Origin of the sequence: Flavobacterium sp. XN-5 (genome assembly GCF_008033395.2) — a bacterium.
Taxonomy (GTDB): Bacteria; Bacteroidota; Bacteroidia; order Flavobacteriales; family Flavobacteriaceae; genus Flavobacterium; species Flavobacterium hiemivividum.
Window position 1 is genome coordinate 274,889 of the sequence record NZ_VOGZ02000004.1, and the last position, 26,787, is coordinate 301,675.

Annotated in this window: 24 protein-coding genes; 6 read left to right on the top strand and 18 right to left on the bottom strand. The window is 35.1% G+C overall.

What is annotated here, in order from left to right; genetic code table 11:
• Positions 1-32: 32 nt before the first annotated feature.
• Positions 33-671, bottom strand: a complete 639-nt coding sequence (locus FQU23_RS09690; protein WP_147673631.1) for a rhomboid family intramembrane serine protease — start codon at positions 669-671, stop codon at positions 33-35.
• Positions 672-786: 115 nt separating this feature from the next.
• Between FQU23_RS09690 and FQU23_RS09695 the strand changes: the two genes are divergently transcribed.
• Complete coding sequence (locus FQU23_RS09695; protein ID WP_147673632.1) at positions 787-1,656, top strand: lysophospholipid acyltransferase family protein; 870 nt, start codon at positions 787-789, stop codon at positions 1,654-1,656.
• A 79-nt stretch (positions 1,657-1,735) separates the two neighbouring features.
• Positions 1,736-3,301 carry a protein adenylyltransferase SelO gene (locus FQU23_RS09700; RefSeq protein WP_147673633.1) on the top strand — a complete coding sequence of 522 codons (1,566 nt, stop codon included), beginning with the start codon at positions 1,736-1,738 and terminating at the stop codon, positions 3,299-3,301.
• A gap of 82 nt (positions 3,302-3,383) precedes the next feature.
• Here the strand turns inward: FQU23_RS09700 and FQU23_RS09705 are convergent, their stop codons facing one another.
• On the bottom strand, positions 3,384-4,871 hold the full coding sequence (locus FQU23_RS09705; RefSeq protein WP_147673634.1) for an aminotransferase class V-fold PLP-dependent enzyme: 1,488 nt from the start codon (positions 4,869-4,871) through the stop codon (positions 3,384-3,386).
• 214 nt (positions 4,872-5,085) lie between these two features.
• The gene (locus FQU23_RS09710; RefSeq protein WP_245181097.1) at positions 5,086-5,325 is read right to left on the bottom strand and encodes a hypothetical protein; all 240 of its coding nucleotides are present in this window, start codon (positions 5,323-5,325) and stop codon (positions 5,086-5,088) included.
• 49 nt (positions 5,326-5,374) lie between these two features.
• On the opposite strand from FQU23_RS09710, the gene FQU23_RS09715 reads away from it, so the two are divergent.
• From FQU23_RS09715 to FQU23_RS09725, 3 genes are all read left to right on the top strand, one after another.
• Positions 5,375-5,584 carry a hypothetical protein gene (locus tag FQU23_RS09715; protein ID WP_209282335.1) on the top strand — a complete coding sequence of 70 codons (210 nt, stop codon included), beginning with the start codon at positions 5,375-5,377 and terminating at the stop codon, positions 5,582-5,584.
• 147 nt (positions 5,585-5,731) lie between these two features.
• Positions 5,732-7,648: a DUF294 nucleotidyltransferase-like domain-containing protein gene (locus FQU23_RS09720; protein WP_147673635.1), complete on the top strand. Its 1,917-nt coding sequence runs from the start codon at positions 5,732-5,734 to the stop codon at positions 7,646-7,648.
• A 2-nt stretch (positions 7,649-7,650) separates the two neighbouring features.
• Positions 7,651-8,247 carry a PolC-type DNA polymerase III gene (locus FQU23_RS09725; RefSeq protein ID WP_132110931.1) on the top strand — a complete coding sequence of 199 codons (597 nt, stop codon included), beginning with the start codon at positions 7,651-7,653 and terminating at the stop codon, positions 8,245-8,247.
• A 4-nt stretch (positions 8,248-8,251) separates the two neighbouring features.
• On the opposite strand, the gene FQU23_RS09730 is transcribed toward FQU23_RS09725, so the two are convergent.
• The 14 genes from FQU23_RS09730 to FQU23_RS09795 all read right to left on the bottom strand — a co-directional run bounded on the left by FQU23_RS09730 (position 8,252) and on the right by FQU23_RS09795 (position 24,383).
• A complete protein-coding gene (locus tag FQU23_RS09730; protein ID WP_147673636.1) occupies positions 8,252-8,740 on the bottom strand; it encodes a 4'-phosphopantetheinyl transferase superfamily protein in 489 nt (162 codons plus the stop codon).
• A 2-nt stretch (positions 8,741-8,742) separates the two neighbouring features.
• Entirely contained in the window at positions 8,743-8,991 is a 249-nt protein-coding gene (locus tag FQU23_RS09735; RefSeq protein WP_147673637.1) for an acyl carrier protein, read from the bottom strand.
• A 10-nt stretch (positions 8,992-9,001) separates the two neighbouring features.
• Positions 9,002-10,276 (bottom strand): beta-ketoacyl-[acyl-carrier-protein] synthase family protein, encoded by a 1,275-nt coding sequence (locus FQU23_RS09740; protein ID WP_147673638.1) that lies wholly within the window; start codon positions 10,274-10,276, stop codon positions 9,002-9,004.
• A 228-nt stretch (positions 10,277-10,504) separates the two neighbouring features.
• A complete protein-coding gene (locus FQU23_RS09745) occupies positions 10,505-10,933 on the bottom strand; it encodes a 3-hydroxyacyl-ACP dehydratase FabZ family protein (RefSeq protein WP_147673665.1) in 429 nt (142 codons plus the stop codon).
• Between the two features lie 19 nt (positions 10,934-10,952).
• Entirely contained in the window at positions 10,953-12,005 is a 1,053-nt protein-coding gene (locus FQU23_RS09750; RefSeq protein WP_147673639.1) for a type III polyketide synthase, read from the bottom strand.
• Positions 12,002-12,715 carry a methyltransferase domain-containing protein gene (locus tag FQU23_RS09755; protein ID WP_147673640.1) on the bottom strand — a complete coding sequence of 238 codons (714 nt, stop codon included), beginning with the start codon at positions 12,713-12,715 and terminating at the stop codon, positions 12,002-12,004. Before FQU23_RS09755 ends, FQU23_RS09750 begins: the two co-directional genes overlap by 4 nt.
• Before the next feature lie 6 nt (positions 12,716-12,721).
• A complete protein-coding gene (locus tag FQU23_RS09760) occupies positions 12,722-13,849 on the bottom strand; it encodes an NAD(P)/FAD-dependent oxidoreductase (RefSeq protein WP_147673641.1) in 1,128 nt (375 codons plus the stop codon).
• A 103-nt stretch (positions 13,850-13,952) separates the two neighbouring features.
• The gene (gene acs, locus FQU23_RS09765; RefSeq protein WP_147673642.1) at positions 13,953-15,860 is read right to left on the bottom strand and encodes an acetate--CoA ligase; all 1,908 of its coding nucleotides are present in this window, start codon (positions 15,858-15,860) and stop codon (positions 13,953-13,955) included.
• Between the two features lie 522 nt (positions 15,861-16,382).
• Positions 16,383-17,852 (bottom strand): ketol-acid reductoisomerase, encoded by a 1,470-nt coding sequence (gene ilvC, locus FQU23_RS09770; RefSeq protein ID WP_132110943.1) that lies wholly within the window; start codon positions 17,850-17,852, stop codon positions 16,383-16,385.
• A 10-nt stretch (positions 17,853-17,862) separates the two neighbouring features.
• Positions 17,863-18,390, bottom strand: a complete 528-nt coding sequence (ilvN, locus tag FQU23_RS09775) for an acetolactate synthase small subunit (RefSeq protein WP_132110944.1) — start codon at positions 18,388-18,390, stop codon at positions 17,863-17,865.
• Positions 18,391-18,394: 4 nt separating this feature from the next.
• Complete coding sequence (gene ilvB, locus FQU23_RS09780; RefSeq protein WP_147673643.1) at positions 18,395-20,089, bottom strand: biosynthetic-type acetolactate synthase large subunit; 1,695 nt, start codon at positions 20,087-20,089, stop codon at positions 18,395-18,397.
• A gap of 38 nt (positions 20,090-20,127) precedes the next feature.
• Positions 20,128-21,801: a dihydroxy-acid dehydratase gene (gene ilvD, locus FQU23_RS09785; RefSeq protein ID WP_147673644.1), complete on the bottom strand. Its 1,674-nt coding sequence runs from the start codon at positions 21,799-21,801 to the stop codon at positions 20,128-20,130.
• 275 nt (positions 21,802-22,076) lie between these two features.
• A complete protein-coding gene (gene leuB / locus FQU23_RS09790) occupies positions 22,077-23,195 on the bottom strand; it encodes a 3-isopropylmalate dehydrogenase (RefSeq protein WP_147673645.1) in 1,119 nt (372 codons plus the stop codon).
• Positions 23,196-23,207: 12 nt separating this feature from the next.
• A complete protein-coding gene (locus FQU23_RS09795; RefSeq protein WP_147673646.1) occupies positions 23,208-24,383 on the bottom strand; it encodes a 2-isopropylmalate synthase in 1,176 nt (391 codons plus the stop codon).
• A gap of 154 nt (positions 24,384-24,537) precedes the next feature.
• On the opposite strand from FQU23_RS09795, the gene FQU23_RS09800 reads away from it, so the two are divergent.
• On the top strand, positions 24,538-26,082 hold the full coding sequence (locus FQU23_RS09800; RefSeq protein WP_147673647.1) for a hypothetical protein: 1,545 nt from the start codon (positions 24,538-24,540) through the stop codon (positions 26,080-26,082).
• Positions 26,083-26,160: 78 nt separating this feature from the next.
• Here FQU23_RS09800 and FQU23_RS09805 read toward each other — a convergent pair whose 3' ends face one another.
• Complete coding sequence (locus tag FQU23_RS09805) at positions 26,161-26,385, bottom strand: hypothetical protein (protein ID WP_147673648.1); 225 nt, start codon at positions 26,383-26,385, stop codon at positions 26,161-26,163.
• Positions 26,386-26,787 lie beyond the last annotated feature (402 nt).

The window sequence follows — 26,787 nt, forward strand, 5'->3', positions numbered from 1 at the left end:
TATGAAGTATTTACCTTTCAAAAGTTGTGCCACTATAGTTTTCCCATTTTTGCCATCACAAAAAGAATAATTATTGGAATAGTAAGTAACACCACCATAAAAGTATGATCAACCACTAAACTTGGATTAGAAATCAGAGTAATCAAATACCCTCCGATAGCGCCTCCAAAATGTGCTGTATGTCCAATGTTGTCATTCTTAGCTCTCATTCCGTAGATAGAATACAGTAAATAAAGGATTCCGAAAAGATAAGCTGGCATTGGAATTATAAAAAAGATGCCTAACATCATATCGGGCTGTAATAATATCGCCGAATATAAAACACCCGTAACAGCTCCCGATGCTCCTACTGCTCTATAATTATAATCGTCTTTATGAAATAATATGGTCAATAAACTTCCGAAAATTAAACTTCCAAAATAGATAATTACAAATGACAAACTTTCTAAATGACCAATAACTACGGGAGCGAAAAAGTAAAGCGTGATCATATTGAAAGCTAAATGAGCTATGTCAGCATGAAGAAAACCGGAGGAGATTAGTCGTATTTGCTCACCAGCGCGAACACTTCCCATATGGAATTCATATTTTCTAAAAAAAGATAAGTCATTAAAGCCTTTAAAGCTAAACAATGCATTTGCAATAATTATTGCAATTAAAATGGTATTCATAAAGTCTGTTTATTGTTATTTACAAATGTACTAATTCTCACAGACACGATTAGTACCTCTTCAATATATCTATGCCTATTTGTTTTTGACTTATATTTGCAAGAAAAAGTACCGCATGCAATTTCTCGTTTTTATAATAGCTTATCCTTTTCTTTGGGTCATTTCCATTCTTCCATTTCGCATTTTTTATTGGTTGTCAGATGGTGTCTATTTTTTAGTTTATTACATTATTGGCTATCGAAAAAAAGTAGTTAGAGCAAACATCGCTTTGGCATTACCTCATCTTAGCGACAAAGAGAGATTGGTAATCGAGAAAAAATCATACCATCATTTATGTGATATGTTTATGGAGATGATAAAAACCATGACCATATCATCAGAAGAGATGAACAAAAGATTTGTAATCACAAATCTCGAATTAATGAAAGAATATGAGCAAAAAGAAAGAAGTATTATGCTTATAGCTTCGCATTATGCAAGCTGGGAGTGGCTTATTACACTTAATCAAAAAATTAGTTATCAAGGTGTCGCTGTTTATAAAAAGTTAAGTAATAAATATTTTGATAAGCTCATCAGAGACATTCGCTCAAAATACAATACTGAACTGGTTTCCACAAGCAAAACGATACCCTATATCGCCCGCAATCAAAAAGAAAGCATTCTTTCCATTTATGCTTTAGCAAGCGATCAATCCCCAAAAGCAGATCGAATTTTTCATTGGAAATCTTTTATGGGAGTTGAAGTACCAGTACATACTGGTCCAGAAATGTTGGCAAAAAGATATGATCTTACTGTTGTTTTTGCGAAAGTAAAAAAAGTAGGAAGAGGTTATTATGAAGCTACATTGATTCCCCTTAGTGAGGACCCAACTTCTGTTCCCGATTTTGAAATTACCGATGCTTTTATTCAGGAAGTGGAAAAACAAATCCATGAAGCGCCCGAATATTATTTCTGGACTCATAAAAGATGGAAGCACAGACGCTAACAAGCGAGCTGTAATTTTAGTTTTTATTAACTGTAGGTCTTAATATATTTGATTAATTTTGATTCTTATTCAAAACAAAATGAAGTTAAAAATCAATAATAGATTTAGTACAGAATTACCCGCAGATACTGATAAAACGAATGTTACACGTCAAGTCAAAAATGCGTGTTTTTCTTATGTTACCCCCAGAATTCCATCAAAACCCACATTAATTCATTTTTCGGAAGAAGTCGCAGCGATGCTTGGTATTTCTAGTGAAGAAACGCAATCTGCTGAATTCACAAACGTATTTTCAGGGAAAGAACTCTTGCCTGATTCTCGTCCGTATTCAATGAGTTATGCTGGGCATCAGTTTGGCAATTGGGCAGGACAACTAGGAGATGGTAGAGCCATAATTCTAGCAGAAGTAGAACATCAGAAACAAGTTTACACCTTGCAATTAAAGGGAGCCGGTATGACTCCTTACTCTCGTAGAGCAGATGGATTAGCTGTATTGCGCTCTTCTATTCGAGAGCATTTGTGTAGTGAATCCATGTTCCACTTGGGTGTTCCCACTACCCGTTCCCTATCCTTAATACTTACAGGCGATCAAGTATTGCGTGACGTAATGTATGATGGAAACCCCGCTTATGAAAAAGGTGCTGTAGTTTGCAGAGTAGCGCCTTCGTTTATCCGTTTTGGAAACTTCGAATTATTCTCTTCTCAAAACGATCTCAAAACATTAAAAACACTTGCTGATTTTACGATAAAATATCATTTTCCCGAAATTAAAGAAAACACTCCAACTAGTTATGTTGATTTCTTTCAGGCTGTAGCCAATAAAACCCGCGAGATGATTGTGCACTGGCAGCGCGTAGGTTTTGTACATGGCGTGATGAATACTGATAATATGTCCATTCTAGGGCTTACAATAGATTACGGACCTTATGGCTGGTTAGAAGATTACAACCCTAACTGGACACCTAATACAACGGATCGCGAAAATCGCAGGTACCGCTTTGGCAACCAAGCCGAAATAGCACTTTGGAATTTATATCAGTTGGCCAATGCCTTGTATCCTCTAATTAAAGAAGCAGCTCCCCTTGAATCGATCTTACAAGCTTTTCAAGCGCAGTATGAGAGCGACTATTTAAATATGATGCGAAATAAATTAGGCTTATCGAGCGCAGAAGAACAAGACAACCAACTAATTCATATGCTCACCGAAAATCTTCAGCTAACAGAAACTGATATGACTATTTTCTTTCGAAAATTAAGTCTAATTAAGAAAGAAGAATCTGTTGAAGATGCTTTTGAATTAGTTAAAGAATCTTTCTACAAAATCGAAGAAGTTGCAGATAAAACAGAGGATTCTTGGATGTATTGGTTTACCCAATATTTAAATAGACTGCAGCAAGAGTCGAGCTCAGATACTGATCGAAAAGTAGCGATGGACAAAGTAAATCCTAAATATGTATTGCGAAATTACATGTCGCAATTAGCCATTGAAGCGGCTGAAAAAGAGGATTATTCACTAATTGAAGAGCTCCACCTTTTATTAAAAAATCCATACCAAGAGCAAGACGAATACCAAAAATGGTTTGCTAAAAGACCAGATTGGGCCCGAGAAAAAATTGGAAGTTCTATGCTGTCATGTAGCTCTTAGAACATAAAATATCAATCCAACAAAAAGCCCTTTAAAACATATTTTAAAGGGCTTTTTCGATATATAAAAAGATTTTTATTGGCTAATTTGAAAACCAACTCTTAACTAATTCGTCTTCTACTGGCAGTGCATCCTTGTGGATAAATTCGTTACTATCCCGATTATAAGTATAATCTAAAGCCCATGTTTTATGATTTTCGGCCAAAGCTTTAATACCATCGCAAACGTATTCAATTTCAGCACTTGTCGTTGTAGGATGAATAGACATTCTAATCCAACCCGGCTTTCTAATTAAATCCCCTAAGGTAATTTCATCAATTAACTTATGAGAAGTTTCCTGATCTACGTGCAATAAAAAATGGCCGTAAGTTCCTGCGCAACTACATCCACCACGAGTTTGAATTCCGAATTTATCATTCAATAATTTCACACCCAAATTGAAATGCAAGTCATCTACATAGAATGAGATTACACCCAAACGATCTTGGTGCTGGCCTGCCAAAATTTTAATATTCGAAACAGACTCTAACTCAGCAAATATGTAATCTACAAGTTCGTGCTCTCTTTTCAAGATATTATCAATTCCCATCTGATCTTTCAACTGAATAACCAGCGCAGTCTTAATCACTTGAAGAAAACCAGGAGTCCCCCCGTCTTCTCTATCTTCGATATTTTCTATATATTGATGTCCACCCCAAGGATTAGTCCAGGAAACTGTTCCTCCACCTGGATTATCAGGAACTAAATTTTGATATAATTTTTTACTAAAAACTAATACACCGCAGGTTCCAGGTCCGCCAAGAAATTTATGTGGCGAAAAGAAAATTGCATCTAAATAACTTTCTGCATCTTCAGGATGCATGTCAATTTCGACATAAGGTCCTGAACAGGCAAAATCAACAAAACAAAGTCCGTTGTGTTGATGCATTATTTTTGCCACCTCATGATATGGTGTACGAATTCCTGTTACATTAGAACAAGAGGTAATCGATGCAATTTTAAAACTTCTATCTTTGTATTGCTCTAATAAATTTTCTAAATTTTCGATACTTAACAGTCCGTCTTCAGTAGAAGGAATAACTTCTACATCAGCAATCGTTTCTAGCCAAGAAGTTTGATTAGAATGGTGTTCCATGTGAGATATAAAGACGACTGGTCTTTTCTCGACAGGTACATTTATGTAATCCTTTAGGTTTTCAGGTACTTTTAATCCTAGAATACGTTGGAATTTATTTACAACTCCCGTCATACCGGTTCCATCTGTAATTAGTACATCATCACTATTTGCATTTACATGCTTTTTGATAATGATTCTGGAATGGTGGTATGCTTTGGTCATGGCCGTACCAGAAACGGTAGTTTCCGTATGTGTGTTAGCTACAAAAGGACCAAATTCATTCATCAATTTTTCCTCAATAGGACGATACAAACGACCACTTGCGGTCCAGTCTGTATAGACAATTCGTTTTTCCCCATAAGGAGACTCAAAGTCTTGATTGATACCTATGATGTTTTTGCGAAATTGTTGGAAATACTGCTCTAATTGCGTTGGATTCTCTTTAATTATCATTCTAATCATTATTTGACCTCAAAGATATTGATTTTTAGGGAACTTGCAATTACGATTAAATATCATTTAACAGCGTGCTCATTTTCGGAAAATTATAATTTTCGCTTTTATTCCAATGCGCAAGCAAATTGAAAATACTTCTATTCGAAAAAAAACAATACCCCCTTTCAAAGTAGTACTCTGAAAGGGGTATTGACAGTATTAAAATCAGAAATTACAAATCAAATCCAACTGAAAATTGCCAAACTCGATTTCGTGCTTTTCCTTCATCATATAAATCTCCAAGACCTAAGTGGTAACGAACTCCTAAACTGATTCCAGAATTAGTTTTAAAACCGCCTCCAAAGTTCATTCCCCAATCGAAGTTATTGGGATCGTACTCACGACTACCGCCAAATAAACCATCATATTCTTCTTTATGAGAAATAGCCAAACCAATTTGTGGACGTAACAACACTATTGTAAACTATGGTGCTCCTAACAGCAAGAATCTAGATGATTTTATGCGCTTTGATGCTTCTTTTAGTTACACCTTCAATTTTATCCCTACAATTAAAGCTAGTTTGCGCGGCGGGGTCATCAATATCACTGACGAAGACAATGTCATAAATCGCTATTGCAAGATAAATCCAAACAATACCAACAAAACTATTGAAGTGAGCAATAAATCTCTTGGAATGACTCCTAATATAATCTTTAGAGTTCACTTTTAACTTCCTTAATTCAAGTAACTCTGACTAATTAGAATCAATAAAAAACGAGGATAAGATGTATACAATAAAACCAAGATTTAACATTAGTTATGCTGATATATAACTAATAATTTCATTAATTTTACGCTTAGATTTTATCCCAAAAACATGAACACGATTGTAGAGCACATTGCTGATTTTTTAAAGGAATATTCACCATTTGATCATTTGACTTACCCCGAGTTATCTGAAATTGCAAACAGTATTCGTGTTGTAAACTTGGAAAAAAACAAAACATTGTTCCAGTATAACGACGTATTACATGACAGTTTTTATGTTGTTGCTTCAGGAGTGATTCACTTGTCTGTGATAGCTGATGCCGAAGAAACAATTTTAAATAAATGTCACGAAGGTGCTATTTTTGGTTTACGTCCATTTTTTGCAAAAAACAATTATAGAATGACAGCCAAAGCGCGAGAGGAAAGCATCGTGTATGCTATTCCTATCGCCGTTTTCAGACCATTTGTAGCTAATAATACCGCGGTTTTAGACTATTTATTAGAAAATTTTGCTACAAATACACCAAGCTCTAAAGACAATGAAAATTCACGTGGGAGTATAATTTCCGATACCGTATTTTACACGGATCAACAATCGGAAATGCAATATTTCCAAACGCTTTCGTACAATACTGCACCACTCACAACAAATGCAACTAGTATTGTTAGCGAAGTGGCGCAGCTCATGGCCGAAATGAGAATTAATAGTGCTGTCATTTGTGAGGCTACTTTTCCCATCGGAATTGTTACCAATACAGATATGTCTTTTAAAATTGCCACAGGTCGATTCCCAATCACTGTTTCAGTAGATAGAATAATGTCATCTCCAGTAGTAACCGTGCCTGAAAATGTTTCGCTAGCAGAGGCACAACTACTAATGTTAAAAAATAATGTCACCCATTTATGCGTTACGGCAGATGGTACAAATAAATCGAACGTAAAAGGAGTTATTTCTGAACACGATTTGATTGTCGCTCAAGCCAGTAATCCTGGTGTTTTGATCCGAGAAATTAAACGTGCTCAAAATCCGAAAGAGCTTAAAAAAATCCGTGTAAGACTGACAGATCTTGTTCAAACTTCCATTTACAAAAACATTCCGCTTACTCATATTTCAAATATTACCTCTGAGATTAATTTTGCCCTTTTAAAGCGCGCGATTGAACTCTCTATACTTGAAATGGGCTCGCCGCCTGCACGTTTTGCCTGGTTGAGCATTGGTAGTCAAGGAAGAAAAGAGCAAATGTTACTTACAGATCAAGATAGTATCTTGGTTTTTGAAGATGTAGCTACAGAAAAACACAGAGAGGTAAAGGATTATTTTGTGAATTTAGGTAAAAGTACAAGCTTGACACTTGAAAAAATAGGCTATGAATTATGCCCAAACGGACATATGGCAAGTAACATGTTGTGGTGTAGATCACTAACTGATTGGATAAAACAATATGAAAGCTGGATGAAAATTCCTGGTGAAAACAGTAATAATTTGAGCAGCATATTCTTTGACTATGAGATTGTTTTTGGAGAACAAAGGATCGAAGATGCGATAAGTAATGTAATATTCAAAAACGCGAGTAACAACACTTTGTTTTTTGACTTTTTAGGAAATGATGCTTTAAGAACAAATTCACCTTTAAGTTTTTTCAAAAAGTTTATTCTTGAAGAAACGGGTCCCAATAAAGATAAATTTGACATCAAGACACGTGCTTTGATGCCGCTTATAGATGGAGCTCGATTGTTTACGCTAAGCCAAGGTATCAAAGGAATTAACAACACCTACACCCGCTTTAAACAATTGGCAATTAGCGATCCTAAATATTCAGAAATATATCTGAATTGTGCGGAAGCTTTCATAACTTTATCGAAATTAAGAACTGTAGAGGGGTTGAAAAACGAAAATTCAGGACAATATATCAATCTAGAAGAATTATCTAAAATTGATAGAGAAAAGCTGAAAAATGCGCTGGCTCCAATGCGTGAATTAGAAGAATTAATTAAAAATAAGTTTCAACTGACTCAATTTTCATAACTATGCTCGAATGGCTGAAATACATCAATAAAGAGCTTCCAGAATTCTGGAAGACCTACCTATCTAAATTTGATAAAAAATCGAATCGTTATGTGGTGATCTCTACTGAAACTTCAGGTACAAATCCGCATAAAGATGTCATTTTCTCGATCAGCGCATTTGCCGTTGTCGATGACAGCATCTATATTGGAGATAGTTTTGAAGCCATATTATTACAATATATATTCCTACATGATAATCAGCTTTCTAATGAATTTATTATTGAAAGCAAGATGACTAAACTAGGAGAAACAGAGGCCATAAAAGCCTTTATTGAGTTTATTGGGAATTCGATTTTAGTAGGACATCACATAGATCATGATGTCGAAATGATCAATGCAGCCTTAGAAAAACTAGATTGTGGCCGATTGAAAAATGAAGCCTTAGATATCGATATGATGCATTTAAAATTAAACGATATTACCGACAAGCAATTCACATTGGACCAATTGTCCGAAATTTATAAAATCCCAAACAGCGAGAGAAATTCGTCAATTAACGACGCTTATAAAACGGCTTTGTTATTTCTAAAATTAAAGTCAAGATTGGGAATTAAATAAAGTTCTATTTTAGCCCAACCAATGCACTGTAGCGCCCGTGATGGCTCAATGAAACTGGTTTTAAAATATTTCTAGTGGTATCGAATAAAAACGGAATTCCCTTTTCTTTAACGATTTTTATTTCTGTACCTAGTTCCATTGCTCGTTCAAAATCCATTATATTAGTGACTGCAATTGTGTGTATTTTATCCTGAACTATTTTAGTTTTTGTATAGAAAATATAACCGCTGCACGATACAGAACCAGTCTCGGCATTATCATAAACACATTCCAACTTCAAGGGAAAATACCCCCTAATTCCTGTTAGCCGATTGTAGATTTTATAAGCTGCTTCCTTCCTACTCCACAGATTCCAGACCATAATAGTAGGATACTGAGCAGTTGAAATAAGCAGTTGCTCCGTTCCCGTAAATATTTTATCCAAATATCCCCGTCGGTTCCAATTGCTTTCTTTTTGAGCTAAAGCCAAATCTACAATATCATTTCCAATCACGTCTAAGTTAGTTTTGTTGCTATTATTTCTAATGTTGCTTTTACATTCACCATTTTTTCCATCGACTCATTATCGATATGGATTTTAAAATAATCCTCCACATCTAAAATGATATCAACGAGATTAGCCGAATTGATATTTAAATCCGTTATAAAATCAGTGTTTTCTGTGAAATTTTCGAAAGCTTCTACATTATTAATATAGGGCTTTACGATAACTCTTAATTCTTCTAAAATCTCTTCTTTGTTCATATTTAGGTTTTTAAACTACATATTTTTTAAAAATTACACAACCATTGACATCTCCAAAACCAAAACTAGCTTTGGCAACAATCGTTAATTCTTTTTCAATCCTTTTTTGCGGAATTTTTGAGACGTCAATCATATTTGTGATATCAGCGTTCAAATCTTCACAATTAATATTTGGAAAAATAAATCCTTGATACAATTGCAATACCGCAGCGACACTTTCTATACTTCCTGCTGCTGACAAACAATGTCCAACCATTGATTTCAAAGAGTTAATGTATGGAAAATCGCTTCCTCTTCTACCTAGCGCTTCACTCCAGTTCTCAATTTCCAAGCTGTCTTTTGCAGTCGCTGTCAAATGACCATTTATAGTGTCAATATCGGATGCTTGAACACCAGCATTAGCAATCGCATCCTTGATACACTTTTGAACCGCAATGGGATTTGGAGCCGTCATTGTTCCCAGACCGCGTTGTCCGCCAGAGTTTACATTTCCTCCCAAAACTTCAGCATATATTCGCGCTCCGCGGGAAATTGCCGATTCTAAATCTTCCAGCACAAATGCTCCTGCACCACTTCCTGGTACAAATCCAGAAGCGCTTGCACTCATTGGCCTTGAAGCTTTTTCTGGCGATTCATTGTGTTTAAAAGTACAAACGCGCATGGCATCAAATCCTCCCCAAATATATGGACCGCTGTCACTCGTACTTCCAGCCAAAATTCGTTTAGCCAGTCCTGACTTAATCCTCTCATAAGCCATTAATAAACTTTCGGTCCCAGTTGTACAAGCTGATGAATTTGTAGATACCTGATTTCCTAAACCTAATTTCCCCCCTAGATAAGCACTGATACCGCTATTCATTGTTTGCGCTACCGCTGTACTTCCCAATCTACGAGTTTGTAAATCATCAATTTTATAAATGCTTTCGCGAAATTTTTCGATCCCTGAAGTTCCGGTTCCAAAGATAGTTCCACTGTCCCAATCCGGTTCTTCCTTGTTTTCTATCGTTAATCCTGCGTCTTTCCAAGCGTCCATACCGGCAATCACGCCATATGAAATACCAGTAGAATTAAAGTTTCTTAATTCTAATTCTGTGAAATATTGCAATGACAGCTCCTCGGAAATTTCTGGTTTCCCCGAAATCTGGCAGGAGAATTGTAGGCGTTCCAAATCAGGGTCTTTCCGAATACCAGAAATTCCGTTTTTAATGGCGTTGGTAAAAGCGTCAAGCCCTACTCCATTTGGAGCCACGACTCCGAGTCCAGTGATTACTACTCTTATACTCATTTATCGGTTTTTTGAACAATTAAGATCAGTATGTTTTTTTGTAACCAAGTACTTTTTGTCATTCCGACGAAGGAGGAATCTCATCAAACTAGTGACTTAATAGAAATTACTCGCTCCTCGGAATGACAGTAAGCGAATTTTCACTGACAACTAATATAAATACAATTTTTATGACTATTTAGCAGACATAAACATTTTGAAAAATGTCCTTTATATCGTTTTTAATATTTAAACAATCATTCCCGCAATTTCCCCAGTACAAACAACAATTCCGTTCTCATTTTTCATACTTACTTTGCACTTTAGTTTACCAAATCTGAAGTATTTTTTTTCTGATACCACTGTAACTTTCTCATTTGGGAACACTGGTTTAATAAATTCCATATTTGTTGATGTTAAAGCTATTGAAGTATTTTCATTAAAAGAAGTATCTAGTAAAAAAATCCCCAAACAAACTAAACCTATTTGAGCCATAGTCTCCGTCAAAATTACTCCGGGTGTCACGGGATGGTTTTTAAAATGCCCTTTATAAAAATCTAAATTTTCGTCGAAAGTAAAGCTGCCTTCCACACCGCTTTCATCGATTTTGGAGATATAATCCACAAATAGAAACGGCTTAGAATATGGTAATTTTAATATTATTTCTTGGCTTTTCATCATTTTCTATCATCTTTAACTAAAATTGCAACAAAACCCTCTGTGCTGAAAATCCCGGGCCAAAACTTAACATTAAACCTTTATCTCCTTTTGGAGGCATATTGTCCATAAATCGCTCCAGAACGTATAATACAGTCGCACTCGACATGTTACCGTACAAACGCAACACCTCTTTTGTATCATCTATGTTTTTACCCAAATCAGAAAATAAAGCTTCGACCGTTTGCACTATTTTTTTACCGCCGGGATGAAATATTAAATGATCCATATCTTCAATACTTAGATTATTTTTTTCTAAAAACGGATGAATGATAGCCGGAAAATGGGAAGCAATAGTATTGGGAACTTCGATGTCTAAAATCATTTGCAAGCCAGTGTTGGTCAATTTAAAACCCATCATGTGCTCATTATCATAAAAATGATACATTTCTTCGTCCAGAATTTCGGGCCCTTCGTCGTCTTTATGAGAAGAAAGTAAAACGCAGGCCGCTCCATCACCAAAAATCGCTGCACTAACTATATTAGCCATCGAAAAATCATTCAGTTGGAAAGTTGCTGTCGGACTTTCAACTGCGATTACTGCTGCGCGTTTGCCAGGATTGGATTGTAGGAAGTTTTTAGCATAAATAATTCCCGAAATTCCCGCTGCACAACCCATTTCAGTTACCGGTAGACGTACAACATCCTGACGTAATTTCAACTTGTTAATTAAATAAGCGTCTAGCGAAGGAATCATTATTCCGGTGCAGCTTACTGTAATGATATAATCTAAATCTTCTGGTTTCCATTTGGATTTCAATAAGGCTTTTTCCAGTACCTTCTCTCCTAAATCAATTACTTCGCGAACATAAATATCGTTTCTTTCTTCGAATGAGGTTTTTGTAAAAACTTCAATAGGATCCATTATAGAATAGCGTTTATCCACTGCCGCACCTTCAAATATTTTCTTCACTTTTCTAATGAAGCGCTCGTCCTGCCCTACAAGCCAAGCATCTAGAAAAGGAATGATTTCTTCGGTGGTTCTGGAATATTTCGGAAGTTGTTTTGAAACTGTATGTATTTTTACACTCATATTTTTGAAATTATCCATTGGTATCTAAAAGCCCATTTCCACTGGATTGTATATTTATTAAAATTTAATTCTTTCGAAAAGCCAACTAAATCTTCTTTCTTAAATCCTCTTAAAATTGACACTAAACCATCTTCTCTTGACATATCATTCAATCGAAAAACAAAACATAAAGCTTGGAATAATCGGTACGCGACGGCACTTCGATGTAAATCATTAATTACAACTCCAAGACTTGCATTCCTATAAAACAAATTCATTAAACCAATAATTTTATTCTCCTTAAAATGATGTAAAGTCAAGGTGCACAAGACAATATCATATTTTAATTGTCCAAAAGGCTTTTCAAAAATATCCTCACAACGGTATGTTACATTTGGATATTTCTTTGATAAGTCAATCGCATGATTCACTGTAAATTTATTAGCATCAACACCTATTAGTTTGAATTTTAAATGATGTTGCACACCATATTCTGCCAGCGTTCTCAACATATCGCCGTTTCCACAACCCACATCTACAATCGTAAATTCAGTCGTTTTAGGATTACGGGCAATTAGTTCCTGCACTCCAAGTAAAGTTAGCTTGTTTCCACCCAATAGCTGATTTATTTTAGCGATTTTATCTAAAGCTTCACGCAAAACTTCGCCTTCGAGAGCAAAATCGTCCATAATTTCCGATGCATCAGTTCTGTATTTAGTATTTAGCATCATCAGTGATTACTGTATAATAGGTTTACCATGCGTTTTTCTAATTATTCCTTTTAAAATGAAAGGGAATCTAACTACTATACTCAAAACAACTTCTGACAGTTTTTGCTGCTGTAAGATTTTCGATAAAAGTCGTCCCATTCTCAATCTCTTATTAAAATTATAATTCCATTGCTCTAAATATTTTTTTTCCAATGAAGCCCTCGATTTAATTTCGCCCGAAAAATAAGCACCAACTAAATCAGAAGCAATTTTAGCACTGTGAATTGCCATTGCCATTCCGTTGCCGCACAAAGGATGGATCACTCCGGCAGTATCTCCTATCATTAAAATTCCATTTTCTACAACTCTTTTTTTCTCGAAAGAAATCTGACTGATGGTTAGAGGCTTGTCAAAAATCAGAGTGCTGTTATCAAAAATCGTTTTTAAATGATGATTTTTACAAATCACTTCATTCTGATACTCCTGTATATTTTTATGTTTTTTAAAAGTAGAATAATCGGCCAAGTAACAAATGTTTATCGCATTATTTTCCACTTTTGAAACACCGCAATAACCGCCTACGAAATTATGTAAGCCAACCAAATTGTCTGGAAAATCTCCGCTGTAATGCGCTTTTACCGCCAGCCAAGATGACTTTTTCTGAATAAAATTTCGATTCAACTTTTGATCAATATTCGAACGTTTCCCAAAAGCACCAATCACGATCTCCGCTTGCAACACAGTATTACCAGCTGTCCTTATTGTAAATTCATTCTCTTTAAAATCAATACTTTCTACAGTATCTTGAATAATTTTACAACCGTTTTCCACGGCTTTATTGTACAAAAACGCATCTAAAGCGTATCGACTGATTCCAAAACCTCCAAGTGGCAATTCAATCGTAATTGATTTTCCATTTTCTGTCGAAAACTGAAGTTGGTTAATGCTCGTAGGCTTTAATAGAGAAAGATTTATATCTAACCATTCGGTATAAGGCACCACTTCATTTGAAATATATTCTCCGCACACTTTGTGTTTTGGAAACTCGTTCTTTTCTATCACAATTACAGCAACGCCTATTTTTGATAAATGAATGGCTGCGGTAAGTCCAGCTAATCCACCACCAACGATAATAACAGACGCTTCCTTTTCCATAGTTCAGCTAATTTAGGTAATTTCTTGCAAAGAAAAGAGCTGAAAAACAAAAAAACCGCTCCATATTCTAGAGCGGTTTTCAATTGGTTAATATTACGTGGTCTTAAATTCTTTCGTTTTTAATTTCGTCTACAATCTCAGGATTTAATAAGGTAGAAGTATCTCCAAAATTAGAATAATCACCTTCTGCTATTTTGCGTAAAATTCTACGCATAATTTTTCCAGAACGCGTTTTTGGTAAACCGGAAACAAACTGTATTTTATCTAGTTTTGCAATAGGTCCAATGTGATCTGAAATGTGTTGGTTGATTTCTTTGGTAAGATTCTCTCTATCACGGTATTCTCCAGATTCTTTCAAAATGACAAAACCATAAAGAGCATTCCCTTTTATATCATGAGGAAAGCCAACAATAGCGCTTTCGGCCACTGCAGGATGTTCATTTATAGCGTCCTCAATAGGTGCCGTTCCTAGATTATGACCTGAAACGATTACCACATCATCTACACGTCCAGTAATTCTATAATAACCTACTTCGTCTCTTAATGCACCATCTCCTGTAAAGTATTTACCTGGAAAAGTAGAAAAGTAAGTTTGTTTGTAACGCTCGTGATCACCCCAGATAGTTCTTGCAATCCCAGGCCACGGAAACTTGATACACAAACTTCCCACTACCTGATTTCCTTCAATTTCATTTCTTTTTTCATCCATCAATACGGGCTGAATCCCTGGTAATGGTAAGGTAGCATAGGTTGGTTTTGTAGGTGTTACAAATGAAATAGGTGCAATCATAATTCCACCAGTTTCCGTTTGCCACCAAGTATCAACGATTGGGCATCTTTTTCCTCCCACGTGGTCGTTAAACCAGTGCCATGCTTCTTCATTAATAGGTTCCCCAACAGATCCAATCACTTTTAAAGTACTCAACTGATATTTTTGTACATATTCTAAGCTTTCTTTTGCCAAGGCACGAATTGCTGTAGGAGCCGTATAAAATTGAGTTATTTTATGTTTTTCGATTATCTCCCAAAAACGACTGTAATTAGGATAAGAAGGAACTCCTTCAAAGATAACAGTCGTAGCACCGTTTAATAGTGGTCCATAAAGAATATAAGAGTGTCCTGTTATCCAACCGATATCAGCGGTACACCAAAAGATATCATTGTCTTCATAATTAAATACATTTTTGAAGGTATAAGCCGTATGCACCATATATCCTGCAGTAGTATGCACCATTCCTTTTGGTTTTCCTGTTGAACCGGAAGTGTACAATATAAACAAAGGATCTTCAGAATCCATTATTTCGGCTACACTATTATCTGAGGCTTCGTCCAGCAACGGCTGTAACCAAATATCCCTTCCTTCTTGCATGTTTACTGGAATATTGGTTCTATTTACAACCAAAACACTTTCTACCGAAGGACATTTTTCTAAGGCTTCGTCCACAATGGATTTTAATTCAATAGATTTATTTCCACGAAAACTACCATCAGAGGTGATGACCATTTTACACTCGCTATCAATTATTCTGCTAGCAACAGCCGAAGCTGAAAAACCTGCAAAAACAACGGAGTGGATGGCTCCAATTCTCGCACAAGCTAGAATAGAAACCGCTAATTCTGGAATCATAGGTAAATAAATACAAACGCGATCCCCTTTAGTGATGCCTTTCTCACGCAAAACATTTGCCATTTTACAAACGCGTTGGTGCAACGCGTTATAGGAGATATGCAAGGCTTCTTCGCTAGGGTCATTAGGCTCAAAAATGATGGCCGTTTTATCTCCTCGTTTGTTTAAATGTCTGTCTATACAGTTTTTAGCAATGTTTACTTTTGCTTCGGTAAACCATTTTATATCGGCTTCAGCCATATCAAATTCCACCACTTTATCCCATAATTGGTACCAAGTGAAGTTCTCCTCTGCTATTTTTCCCCAAAATTTTCTAGGCTCACGAACTGATTTATTATAATGTTTGAAGTATTGTTCGAAGTTTTGAATTTTGTAGTAGCTCATCCTTTTTAAATTTTTTATAAAAGTATTAAAATTCCCCCTATTCCAAAAAAAAATAAATTGATTAATTACCCCAATAAATCAAATACTATTTAACAATACAGCAAAATAATTACGTATTCCTTAAAAACTGGCTGTTTTTCAACAAAATGATAAAAAGCAAAAAAGACGAAGTAGATTTTCTACCCCGCCTTTTCTCATTAACAATAATTATAACAATTTATTTAGCAACCCAAGAATTAGATAAAACGTATTTGAACTAACAGATTCGTGTTAAACATATTACGGACTCTAAAGCCTTTTTGCGACCAATCTTCGAATTGAAAATCGGTACAAATTTCACTATGTAAAATAAGGAACTACTTCACTTAATTTTCCCTCGCTAAAACTTAAGTGAATGTAGCACGCTTCCATACCCAATTCAAATGATTAAATACCTTGTTAACTAACTCAAAATACAAAAAGAGATTTGATATGGAGCAAATTACAGCACACCCTCTTGTGTGGCAATTTCCTTATTTTTAATTATCCTATTTTTTTCATCGCTGTCATAGACTCTCTCAACCACTCACCAGTTTCTTCTATCGGATGTTGACGAATGCTTCTATTTACAGCAATAAGTACAGCATTATCTACACCATTTGAAGTAGAAAATGGCTTACCGATGATATTTGTTTCGACAGTTTTCATAAACTCAGTTAATAACGGTTTACAAGCGTGATCAAACAAATAACACCCATATTCTGCAGTGTCAGAAATGATTCTGTTCATTTCATATAGTTTTTTTCTAGCTACTGTATTTGCAATTAAAGGCAATTCATGAAGAGATTCATAATAAGCTGATTCTTCGATAATTCCGCTTTCAGTCATTGTTTCAAAAGCTAATTCTACTCCTGCTTTTACCATTGCAATCATTAAAACTCCGTTGTCAAAATACTCTTGCTCAGAGATTGCATCAGCAGTAGGCGCAGTTTTCTCAAAATTAGTTTCAGCAGTCGCTGCTCTCCAAGTCAGTAAATTAACATCATCATTATCCCAGTCAATCATCATGTTTTTTGAAAACTCACCAGAGATGATATCATCCATATGTTTTTGAAATAAAGGACGCATAATGTCTTTTAATTCATCTGCTAATCTATAAGCTTCTACTTTTGAAGGATTGTTCAAACGATCCATCATATTAGTAATTCCACCATGTTTCAAGGCTTCCGTTACTGTTTCCCAACCGTATTGGATTAGTTTAGAAGCATAAGCAGGTTCGATTCCCTTTTCGACCATTTTATCAAAACATAAAATAGATCCTGTTTGCAACATTCCACAAAGGATCGTTTGCTCTCCCATTAAATCCGATTTTACTTCGGCAACAAAAGAAGAGTTTAAAACTCCCGCTTTATGTCCACCTGTAGCAACTGCATAAGCTTTTGCTTGTTCGAAACCTTCATTATTTGGGTCATTCTCAGGGTGAACCGCAATTAGTGTTGGTACACCAAATCCTCTTTTGTACTCTTCACGTACTTCAGATCCTGGACATTTTGGAGCACACATAATGACAGTGATATCTTTACGAATTTGCATTCCTTCTTCTACGATATTGAATCCATGAGAATAAGCTAATGTCGAACCTTTTTTCATTAAAGGCATAATTGCAGTAACTACCGCAGTATGTTGTTTGTCTGGCGTTAGGTTACAAACCAAATCAGCCGTTGGGATTAAGTCTTCATACGTTCCCACTGTAAAACCATTATCGGCAGCGTTCATAAAAGAAGCTCTTTTTTGTGCGATTGCCTCAGCTCTTAGCGCATAAGAGATATCTAAACCTGAGTCTCTCATGTTTAAACCTTGGTTCAAACCTTGAGCTCCACAACCTACAATAACGACTTTTTTTCCTTTTAAAGCTTCGATGCCATTTGTAAATTCTGATTGGTCCATGAACTCACAAACTCCTAATTGTTCTAATTGTAATCTAAGTGGTAATGAATTGAAATAATTTGCCATTGTCTCGTTTTTATTTATTTTTTAGTTCTTCTAATAGTGTTGATATTTCCATTTTCTCTTTGGAAACCGATATTCTTCCTGAACGCACAAACTGCATGATTCCGAAAGGTTTTAATTTGTTATATAAGTCTTCAATCTCTGAACGTCTTCCTGACTTTGAAATCACAAAAAAGTCTCTTGATACAGTTACAATTTCGGAGTTGCTTTCTTTTATTATATTCTGAATTTGTTTTTCGTCGAATAACAACCCAGATTCGATTTTGAAGATGGCATTTTCCAAAAATATAGTTTCTTCATCGGTGTGATAAAAAGTCTTAATAACTTCAATCTGTTTTTCGATTTGGCCAACAATATTATGCACCCATTTTTCTGTAGTGTGTACTACAATCACAAATCGAGAAACATTTTCAATCTCAGATTCTGACACATTTAAACTAAGGATGTTGATGTGGCGTTTTAAGAATATACCCGATATTCTATTTAATAGACCAACGTTATTTTCTGAATAAACAGAAATCGTGAATGTTTGATTTTCCATAATATTAACTTAATCTGATATCAGAAACAGAAGCTCCTGTTGGAATCATTGGGAATACATTATTTTCTTTTTCTACCATAACCTCAAGGAAATAAGACTCTTTTGAAGCCATCATTTCGGCAACTGCAGCGTCTAAATCTTCTCTTTTAGTTACCTTCTTAGCTTTGATATAGTAGCCTTCGGCAATTGCAACAAAATTAGGATTGATCATTTCAGTTGAAGCATAGCGCTTGTCGAAAAACAATTGTTGCCATTGACGAACCATTCCTAAAAATTCATTGTTTAGTATTACAATTTTAACTGGGACTTTCGTCTGAAAAATAGTTCCTAATTCCTGAATAGTCATCTGGAATCCACCGTCACCTATGATAGCAACCACTTCTCTGTCTGGCATTCCCATCTTAGCTCCAATGGCTGCTGGTAAAGCAAATCCCATTGTTCCTAATCCTCCAGAAGTAACATTACTTTTGGTCTGGTTAAATTTAGAGTAACGGCAGGTAAACATCTGGTGTTGCCCCACATCCGAAACCATGATTGCATCTCCTTTTGAGTGCTTATTAATCATTTCAATCGTCTCACCCATAGAAATACCTTCTTTCTTAGGTTTCAACTCGTCGTTGATTACTGCTTCTAACTCAACTTTGTATAGCTCTTTGAATTCATTATGCCAAGACTCATGCGTTTTACTTTCGATAAAAGGAAGTAAAGCAGTTAATGATTCTTTAACATCTGCTAAAACAGCCACATCTGTTTTTACATTTTTATCTACTTCAGCAGGATCAATTTCGAAGTGAACTACTTTGGCTTGTTTTGCATAAGTAGCTAAATTTCCAGTCACACGATCATCAAAACGCATTCCTAAAGCGATTAAAACATCACATTCATTAGTTAATACATTAGGACCGTAGTTCCCATGCATTCCTAACATTCCTACATTCAAAGGATGTTCAGTAGGCAAAGCCGAAAGACCTAAAATCGTCCAAGCTGCCGGTATACCTGATTTCTCAACGAATGCTTTAAGTTGAGCTTCAGCTTCTCCTAAAATAATTCCTTGACCAAAAACAATAAATGGCTTTTTAGCACTGTTGATTAATTCCGCCGCTTCCTTTACTTTTTCAATGTTTAAAGTTGGCTTTGGATTATAACTTCGAATACTGGTGCACTTTTTATAGCTGAAATCGAGTTCATCAAATTGTGCATTTTTAGTGATATCTACTAAAACTGGTCCCGGACGTCCTGATCTGGCAATGTAAAAAGCCTTTGCCATAATTTCTGGAATCTCAGAAGCTTCGGTAATTTGGTAATTCCATTTGGTCACCGGAGTTGAAATTCCGATGATATCGGTCTCTTGAAAAGCATCTGATCCTAGTAAGTGTTTACCAACTTGGCCTGTAATACAAACCATTGGAGTGGAATCAATTTGCGCATCGGCAATTCCAGTCACCAAGTTTGTCGCTCCAGGACCTGAAGTTGCGATTGCCACCCCAACTTTTCCAGTTGCTCTTGCAAATCCTTGTGCTGCATGTGTAGCACCTTGTTCGTGGCGAACTAAAACATGGTGCAATTGGTCTTTGAATTTATACAATTCATCGTAAACTGGCATGATTGCTCCACCTGGATACCCGTAAACCAAGTCTACTCCTTCTTCTAATAAGCATCTAATAATGGCTTCGGCGCCTGATATTTTTTTTGTTCCCATCGGTATTTATTTATTCGAAAGCGCAAACGCTCTTGGCTTTAGTTATCAGTTACACAACCTGTAGAGGCACTTGAAACTGATCTTATATATTTTAGTAATACTCCTTTTTTTACTTTTAAATCAGGTTGTACCCAATTTGCTTTTCTCGATGCGAACTCTTCCTCTGAAATTTTCAGGTTTATCGTGTTTTTTACGGCGTCGATGGTAATTATATCTCCATTCTTGACGAGTGCAATTCCACCTCCATCAAATGCTTCTGGTGTAACGTGACCTACCACAAAACCATGTGATCCACCCGAAAAACGACCATCTGTAATTAAAGCGACGCTTTTTCCAAGTCCGGCACCCATAATTGCCGATGTTGGTTTTAGCATTTCTGGCATTCCAGGTCCTCCTTTTGGTCCGCAGTATCTAATGACGACTACGTTTCCTGGTTTAACGTCACCATTACGAACACCTGTTATCACATCATGCTCATTTTCAAAGACAATTGCATCTCCTTCAAAATATTCTCCTTCGTTTCCGCTTATTTTTGCAACGCAACCTTCTTCTGCAAGGTTTCCGTACAAAATCTGAATATTTCCTGTAGATTTTAACGCTTTTTGAATTTCGTGAATCACTTCTTGACCATCGTTCAAATCTGGAACTGCAGCTAAGTTTTCAGCTAATGTTTTCCCAGTTACAGTTAAACAATCTCCGTGCAACAATCCTTGTTTCAATAGATATTTCATTACTGCAGGAACTCCCCCAGCTTCATGTAAATCTTCCATTAGGTATTTACCACTTGGTTTCAAATCAGCAAGTAAAGGTGTTTTATCACTAATATCTTGGAAATCTTTAAGTGTGATTTCGACATCAACCGAATGTGCCATAGCGATTAAGTGCATCACAGCATTTGTAGAACCACCTAAAACAGCCACCATAGTGATCGCATTTTCAAACGCTTTACGCGTCATGATGTCTCTTGGTTTGATATCTTTTTCCAATAAGATTCTGATCGCTTTTCCCGCATCAATACACTCTTGCTTCTTTTCTTCGCTTAAAGCGGGATTAGAAGAACTATAAGGCAAACTCATTCCTAAAGCTTCAATAGCCGAAGACATCGTATTTGCCGTGTACATTCCTCCGCAAGCTCCTGCTCCAGGACAAGCATTTTGAATTACTCCTTTAAAATCTTCTGGAGCAATTGTATTGCTAAATTTTTTCCCTAAAGCCTCAAATGCAGAAACAATATTCAATGATTCCCCTTTCCATTTACCAGAATGGATGGAACCACCATAAACCATAATAGAAGGGCGATTTACTCTACCCATAGCAATTACAGAACCCGGCATGTTTTTATCGCAACCTGGAATCGCGATCAAACCATCATACCATTGCGCTCCCATTACTGTTTCAATAGAATCTGCAATAACATCTCTTGAAACTAAAGAAAAACGCATTCCGTCAGTACCATTAGAAATACCGTCACTTACACCAATAGTATTAAAAATAAGTCCAACTAAATTTTCTTTCCCGACCCCTTTTTTAACGTCTTTAGCCAAATCATTTAGGTGCATGTTACAGGTATTTCCTTCGTAACCCATACTTACAATTCCAACTTGCGCTTTCTTTAAATCTTCTTCAGTTAGACCAATTCCGTACAACATCGCTTGCGCTGCAGGTTGCGTTTCATCTTGAGTTATGGTCTTGCTATATTTATTTAATTCCATTTATGATATATTTTTGTAACTTTAATTTTATTCCAAAAAAAAACTCCCAATTTCTTGGGAGCTTTTATAATATTATCTTTCAATTATATTAATACCTTCCCTATGCAGTTGTTGAATCAACAATGACATTAATGACAGATACTATAATAATTGAATTTTTCATTTTCTTTTTTTGATACTGCAAAAGTATAAAAACCTTTAGTTCTAAAAAAATTTAAATTCAATATTTTATCAGTTTTTCTGTTATTAATTGCAACTATTTAACATTTATACCGTTAAACAATTGTGGACTGACCTATTTGTACATTATCGTTGTTGAAATACAGTAAATCGTCTTTATTGAAAATAAAATTAGAAATAAACTCTCCGATTTCATTTGTTCCAAATTTAGAATCCGCATTCAAATCAGTTGTTAAAACGCCATAACCTATAGCAATTTCGACACCTTCATATATTTTTTTAGCTTCTTCATGAAGACCAAAATGCTCTAGCAACATCGCTGCAGATAATATGGAAGCGATTGGGTTTGCAGTGTTTTTCCCTTTAGCTTGCGGATTATATCCGTGTATTGGTTCAAATAAAGCATTAGTAGTTCCTAATGATGCTGAGGCTAATAATCCAATAGAACCAGTTATTACACTAGCTTCATCTGATAAAATATCTCCAAATAAGTTCTCTGTCAAAATAACATCAAACTGTCTTGGATTAAGAATAATTTGCATCGCGGCATTATCTACATACAAGAAGTCTAAAACTACATCAGGATAATTTTCACTAACCGTTTTCACGACTCTTCTCCATAAACGGGAAGTTTCAAGAACATTAGATTTATCAATCAAAGTCAATTTTTTTCTTCTGTTTTGAGCCGACTTAAAAGCTAAGTGAGCAATTCTCGAAATTTCTACTTCTGAATACTCACATAAATCAGAAGCTATAGTTCCTGAATCATTTAATTTTTTCTCTCCAAAATAAGAACCACCAGTCAATTCTCTAAAAATCACAATGTCAGTTCCTTCAATAATTTCTTTTTTCAAAGGAGAAGAATCTAATAAAGCTGTGTATGGTTTTATGGGTCTAATGTTAGCAAAAAGACCTAATTCTTTTCTCAATTTTAATAAACCCTGCTCAGGACGCACTTTTGCATCTGGATTATTATCGTATTTAGGATCGCCGATAGCACCAAACAAAACCGCATCTGTATTAAGACAAAGGTTTAGTGTTTGCTCTGGAAGTGCACTTCCCGTTTTATCTATAGCAATAGCTCCAATGAATGCATCTTCAAAAACAATTTCATGCTCGTACACAGCACCAATAGCATGTAATACTTTTTTTGCTTGTAAGATCACCTCAGGACCGATACCGTCTCCTGATAATACTGCTATTTTTAAATTCATGGCGTACGGTTATTAATTTCTTATTAAATCACTTTCTATTTTACAAACTTCAATGATTTGATGTATATCATCATCAAGCACTTCTTTTTTTACATCAGCAAATCTCAAAAATTCAATGTACACAATATCCAATTGCACTTTTGTAAGTTCGTAACCCACTTTCTTAGCTCTGTAAGCTAATGCAGCTCTACCACTTCTCGCAGTAAGAACAATTGAAGACTCATTAACACCAACTTCTAATGGATCCATTATCTCATAGGTAGCTCTATTTTTAATAACTCCGTCCTGGTGAATTCCTGAACTGTGAGCAAAGGCATTCGCTCCAACAATTGCTTTATTAGGCTGCACTATCATTCCCATACTTTCAGAAACCAAACGACTCATTTCATTCAATTGTTTGGTGTCAATATCTGTATATAAATTCAAGTAAGGATGTTGTTTAAAAATCATAACCACCTCTTCAAGTGCGGTATTTCCTGCTCTTTCTCCTATTCCGTTAATTGTACATTCAATTTGTCTGGCTCCGTTTATCGCACCAGAAACAGAATTAGCTGTCGCCATTCCTAAATCATTATGACAATGGCATGAAAGAATAACATTTTCTATCCCCTTTACGTTTTCACGTAAATATTTAATTTTTGCTCCGTATTCTTCTGGCAAACAATATCCAGTCGTATCTGGTATATTTAAAACGGTTGCTCCTGACTTAATTGCTTCTTCACAGACTCGCGCTAAAAAATCATTATCAGTTCTTCCAGCATCTTCAGCATAAAACTCTACATCTTCGACATAAGATTTTGCATGAGAAACTGCAAATTTTGCTCTGGCAATAATATCTTCTCGTGTTGTATTTAATTTATGAACAATATGTGACTCAGAAGTACCGATTCCTGTATGAATGCGAGGTCTTTTGGCATATTTTAAAGCAGCTGCAGCAACGTCAATATCGTTTTTTACAGCTCTCGTTAAACCACAAACAGTAGCGTTTTTTACAATCTTACTAATTTCAGAAACAGACAAAAAATCACCAGGGCTTGAAACAGGAAATCCGGCTTCAATTATATCAACACCCATTTCATCCAATCGATTTGCTATAACGAGTTTTTGTTTGGTATCTAATTTGCATCCAGGAACCTGTTCTCCATCTCTTAAAGTAGTATCAAATATTTGGACTTTCTCTCTATTCATTTTCATTTATTTAATGTAATTTCACATCTCGATAACAAAGTTAGATTTCATTGGAGCGAAATAAAACTCCATTTAATGAAATATACTGTTTATAAAGCCAGTAAAAACTTTGTAAACTACTGAAAAACATACAAATAAGCTCCAATATTATACAATGGCTAACCATCAAAAAGATTTTTTATTCGTATTAATTAAATCATTATCTAAGTCAGAAAAACGACAATTTAAGATTTTTGCAAGCCGACTTGAAGCAAGTTCGAATACAAAATTTATCGAATTATTTAATATCTTAGACAAATCTGAAGCCTATGATGAGAAACTTATTTTAAAGAGTGGAATCATCAAAAAAGTACAGCTATCAAATCTAAAATCGTATTTATACAAACAAATCCTAGTAAGCATTCGATTGAATATTCCAAGTCAAAACGTTCGTTATCAACTACGAGAACAAATTGATTTTGCGACAATTTTATACAATAAAGGCTTGTATAAACAGAGTTTAAAAATTTTAGACAAGACAAAGATTATCGCATTAGAAAACGACGAAAAATATATCGCTTTTGAAATTGTTGAATTCGAAAAATTAATTGAATCACAATACATCACCCGAAGTATTCAAGGACGTGCAGATGAATTAGTAATTCAGGCCAAAGAATTAAATTATCGAAACACCATTTCAAGTAAGCTATCTAATTTGTCTCTGCAGCTTTACGGCATCATGCTAAAAACAGGTTATGTAAAGAGTGATGAAGACCAGCAGTATATCGACACTTATTTCCATAAGCATATAGCTAAGTTTGATGAAAATAAATTCGGTTTTCGCGAGAAATATTGGTTTTACAACGCTAACCTATGGCATAGTTTTTTAGTTCAGGACTTTTTAGGGAGTTACAAATATGCCTACAAATGGGTAACGCTGTTTTATGACAATCCAAACATGATTTATTTGAATCCTGTATTTTTCATAAAAGGAAATCACTATTTACTGGAGTCCTTATTTATGCTGAAATACAAATCCAAATTTAAAAAGTATCTTATCAAACTCGAAGAGACAATCCAAGACCCACGTTTTCCAGTTAACGATAATATAGCGTCATTGTCTTTCCTTTACCTATATAATAATAAATTAAACTACCACATAATGGATGGTACATTCGAAGAAAGCGAATACTTAATTCCAGAAGTGTTAGAGAAGATTAAACTGCATAGTGAGCATCTTGACGAACATCACGAAATGATGTTTTACTATAAAATTGCCTGTATCTATTTTGGAACTGAAAAGTATGCCGAATCAATTCACTATTTAGAGAAAATTATAAACAACAAAAACCTCATTATGCGTGAGGATTTAATGTGTTTTGCCCGACTCTTGTACTTAATTGTACATTATGAAATAGGGAATGATTTTAATTTAGAGTCCCAACTAAAAAGCACCTACAAATTCTTATTGAAAATGAATGACATGCATGAAGTCCAGAAAGAAATCATTCGTTTCATGAAAAACTTAAATTCGCTTTATCCAAGTGACATTAAGAAGGAATTTGTAAAAATGAGAGCGCACTTTATTGAATTAGAGAAAAACACCTATGAAAAAAGAGCCTTTAACTATTTAGATATTATTTCTTGGTTAGAAAGTAAAATAGAAAATAGAAAAATTGCTGATATCATTAGAGAAAAAGCAAAACTAAGTAACCGCTAAAAATTAAGAAGAATAGCAAATATTTACAATAAAAAAAAGTCCGCCTAAATTGATTTTAAGCGGACTCGTTTTTTAGGACTATTTAAATTCTTTTCGTGCCCTTATTATATCTTCAAAAGAACTGCATTTTACGAATTCTTGCTCGCCATCTATCGTAAATGGTAAAAAGATAAACTCCACTTCAGATAAATCTTCTTTTAGATAAAATGCCATATCATCCAGTTTATAAAACCATTCTCTATCAAATTGCACTTTATTTATTGTGGCGTCTTTCAGTATTAATTTTTCATTTAAAGGCTTCATTCTTGGAGTAAAATAAAAGGTTCTATTTTTTTTACAAAACTACATGATCAAAGCCTAGTTCCCAAATTATCGTAAAAGGAAATTATTTATTCGTCCCAACAAAGGAAACGTTTCTGAGAATGTAGTATTTACAACAATTTTCCCAAAAACTAACATCGATACAGTGTGTTAGGTTTTCAAAATTAAAAGTTTTAGTTTCAAGATTTTGCTGTAAAAGTAATTGCACCGTTTTAATAGATTAATTTTGATAAAAGATAATAAAAAGAAAAACTAATTAAAAAAATTTAAGCCATGAACGGATTTTTCAAAACAATAATAGCTGGTTACGGAGCAAAAAAAATGGGTGGTGGATGTATTGGAACCATTATCCTGTTTATAATCATCTATTGGATATTAGGGATG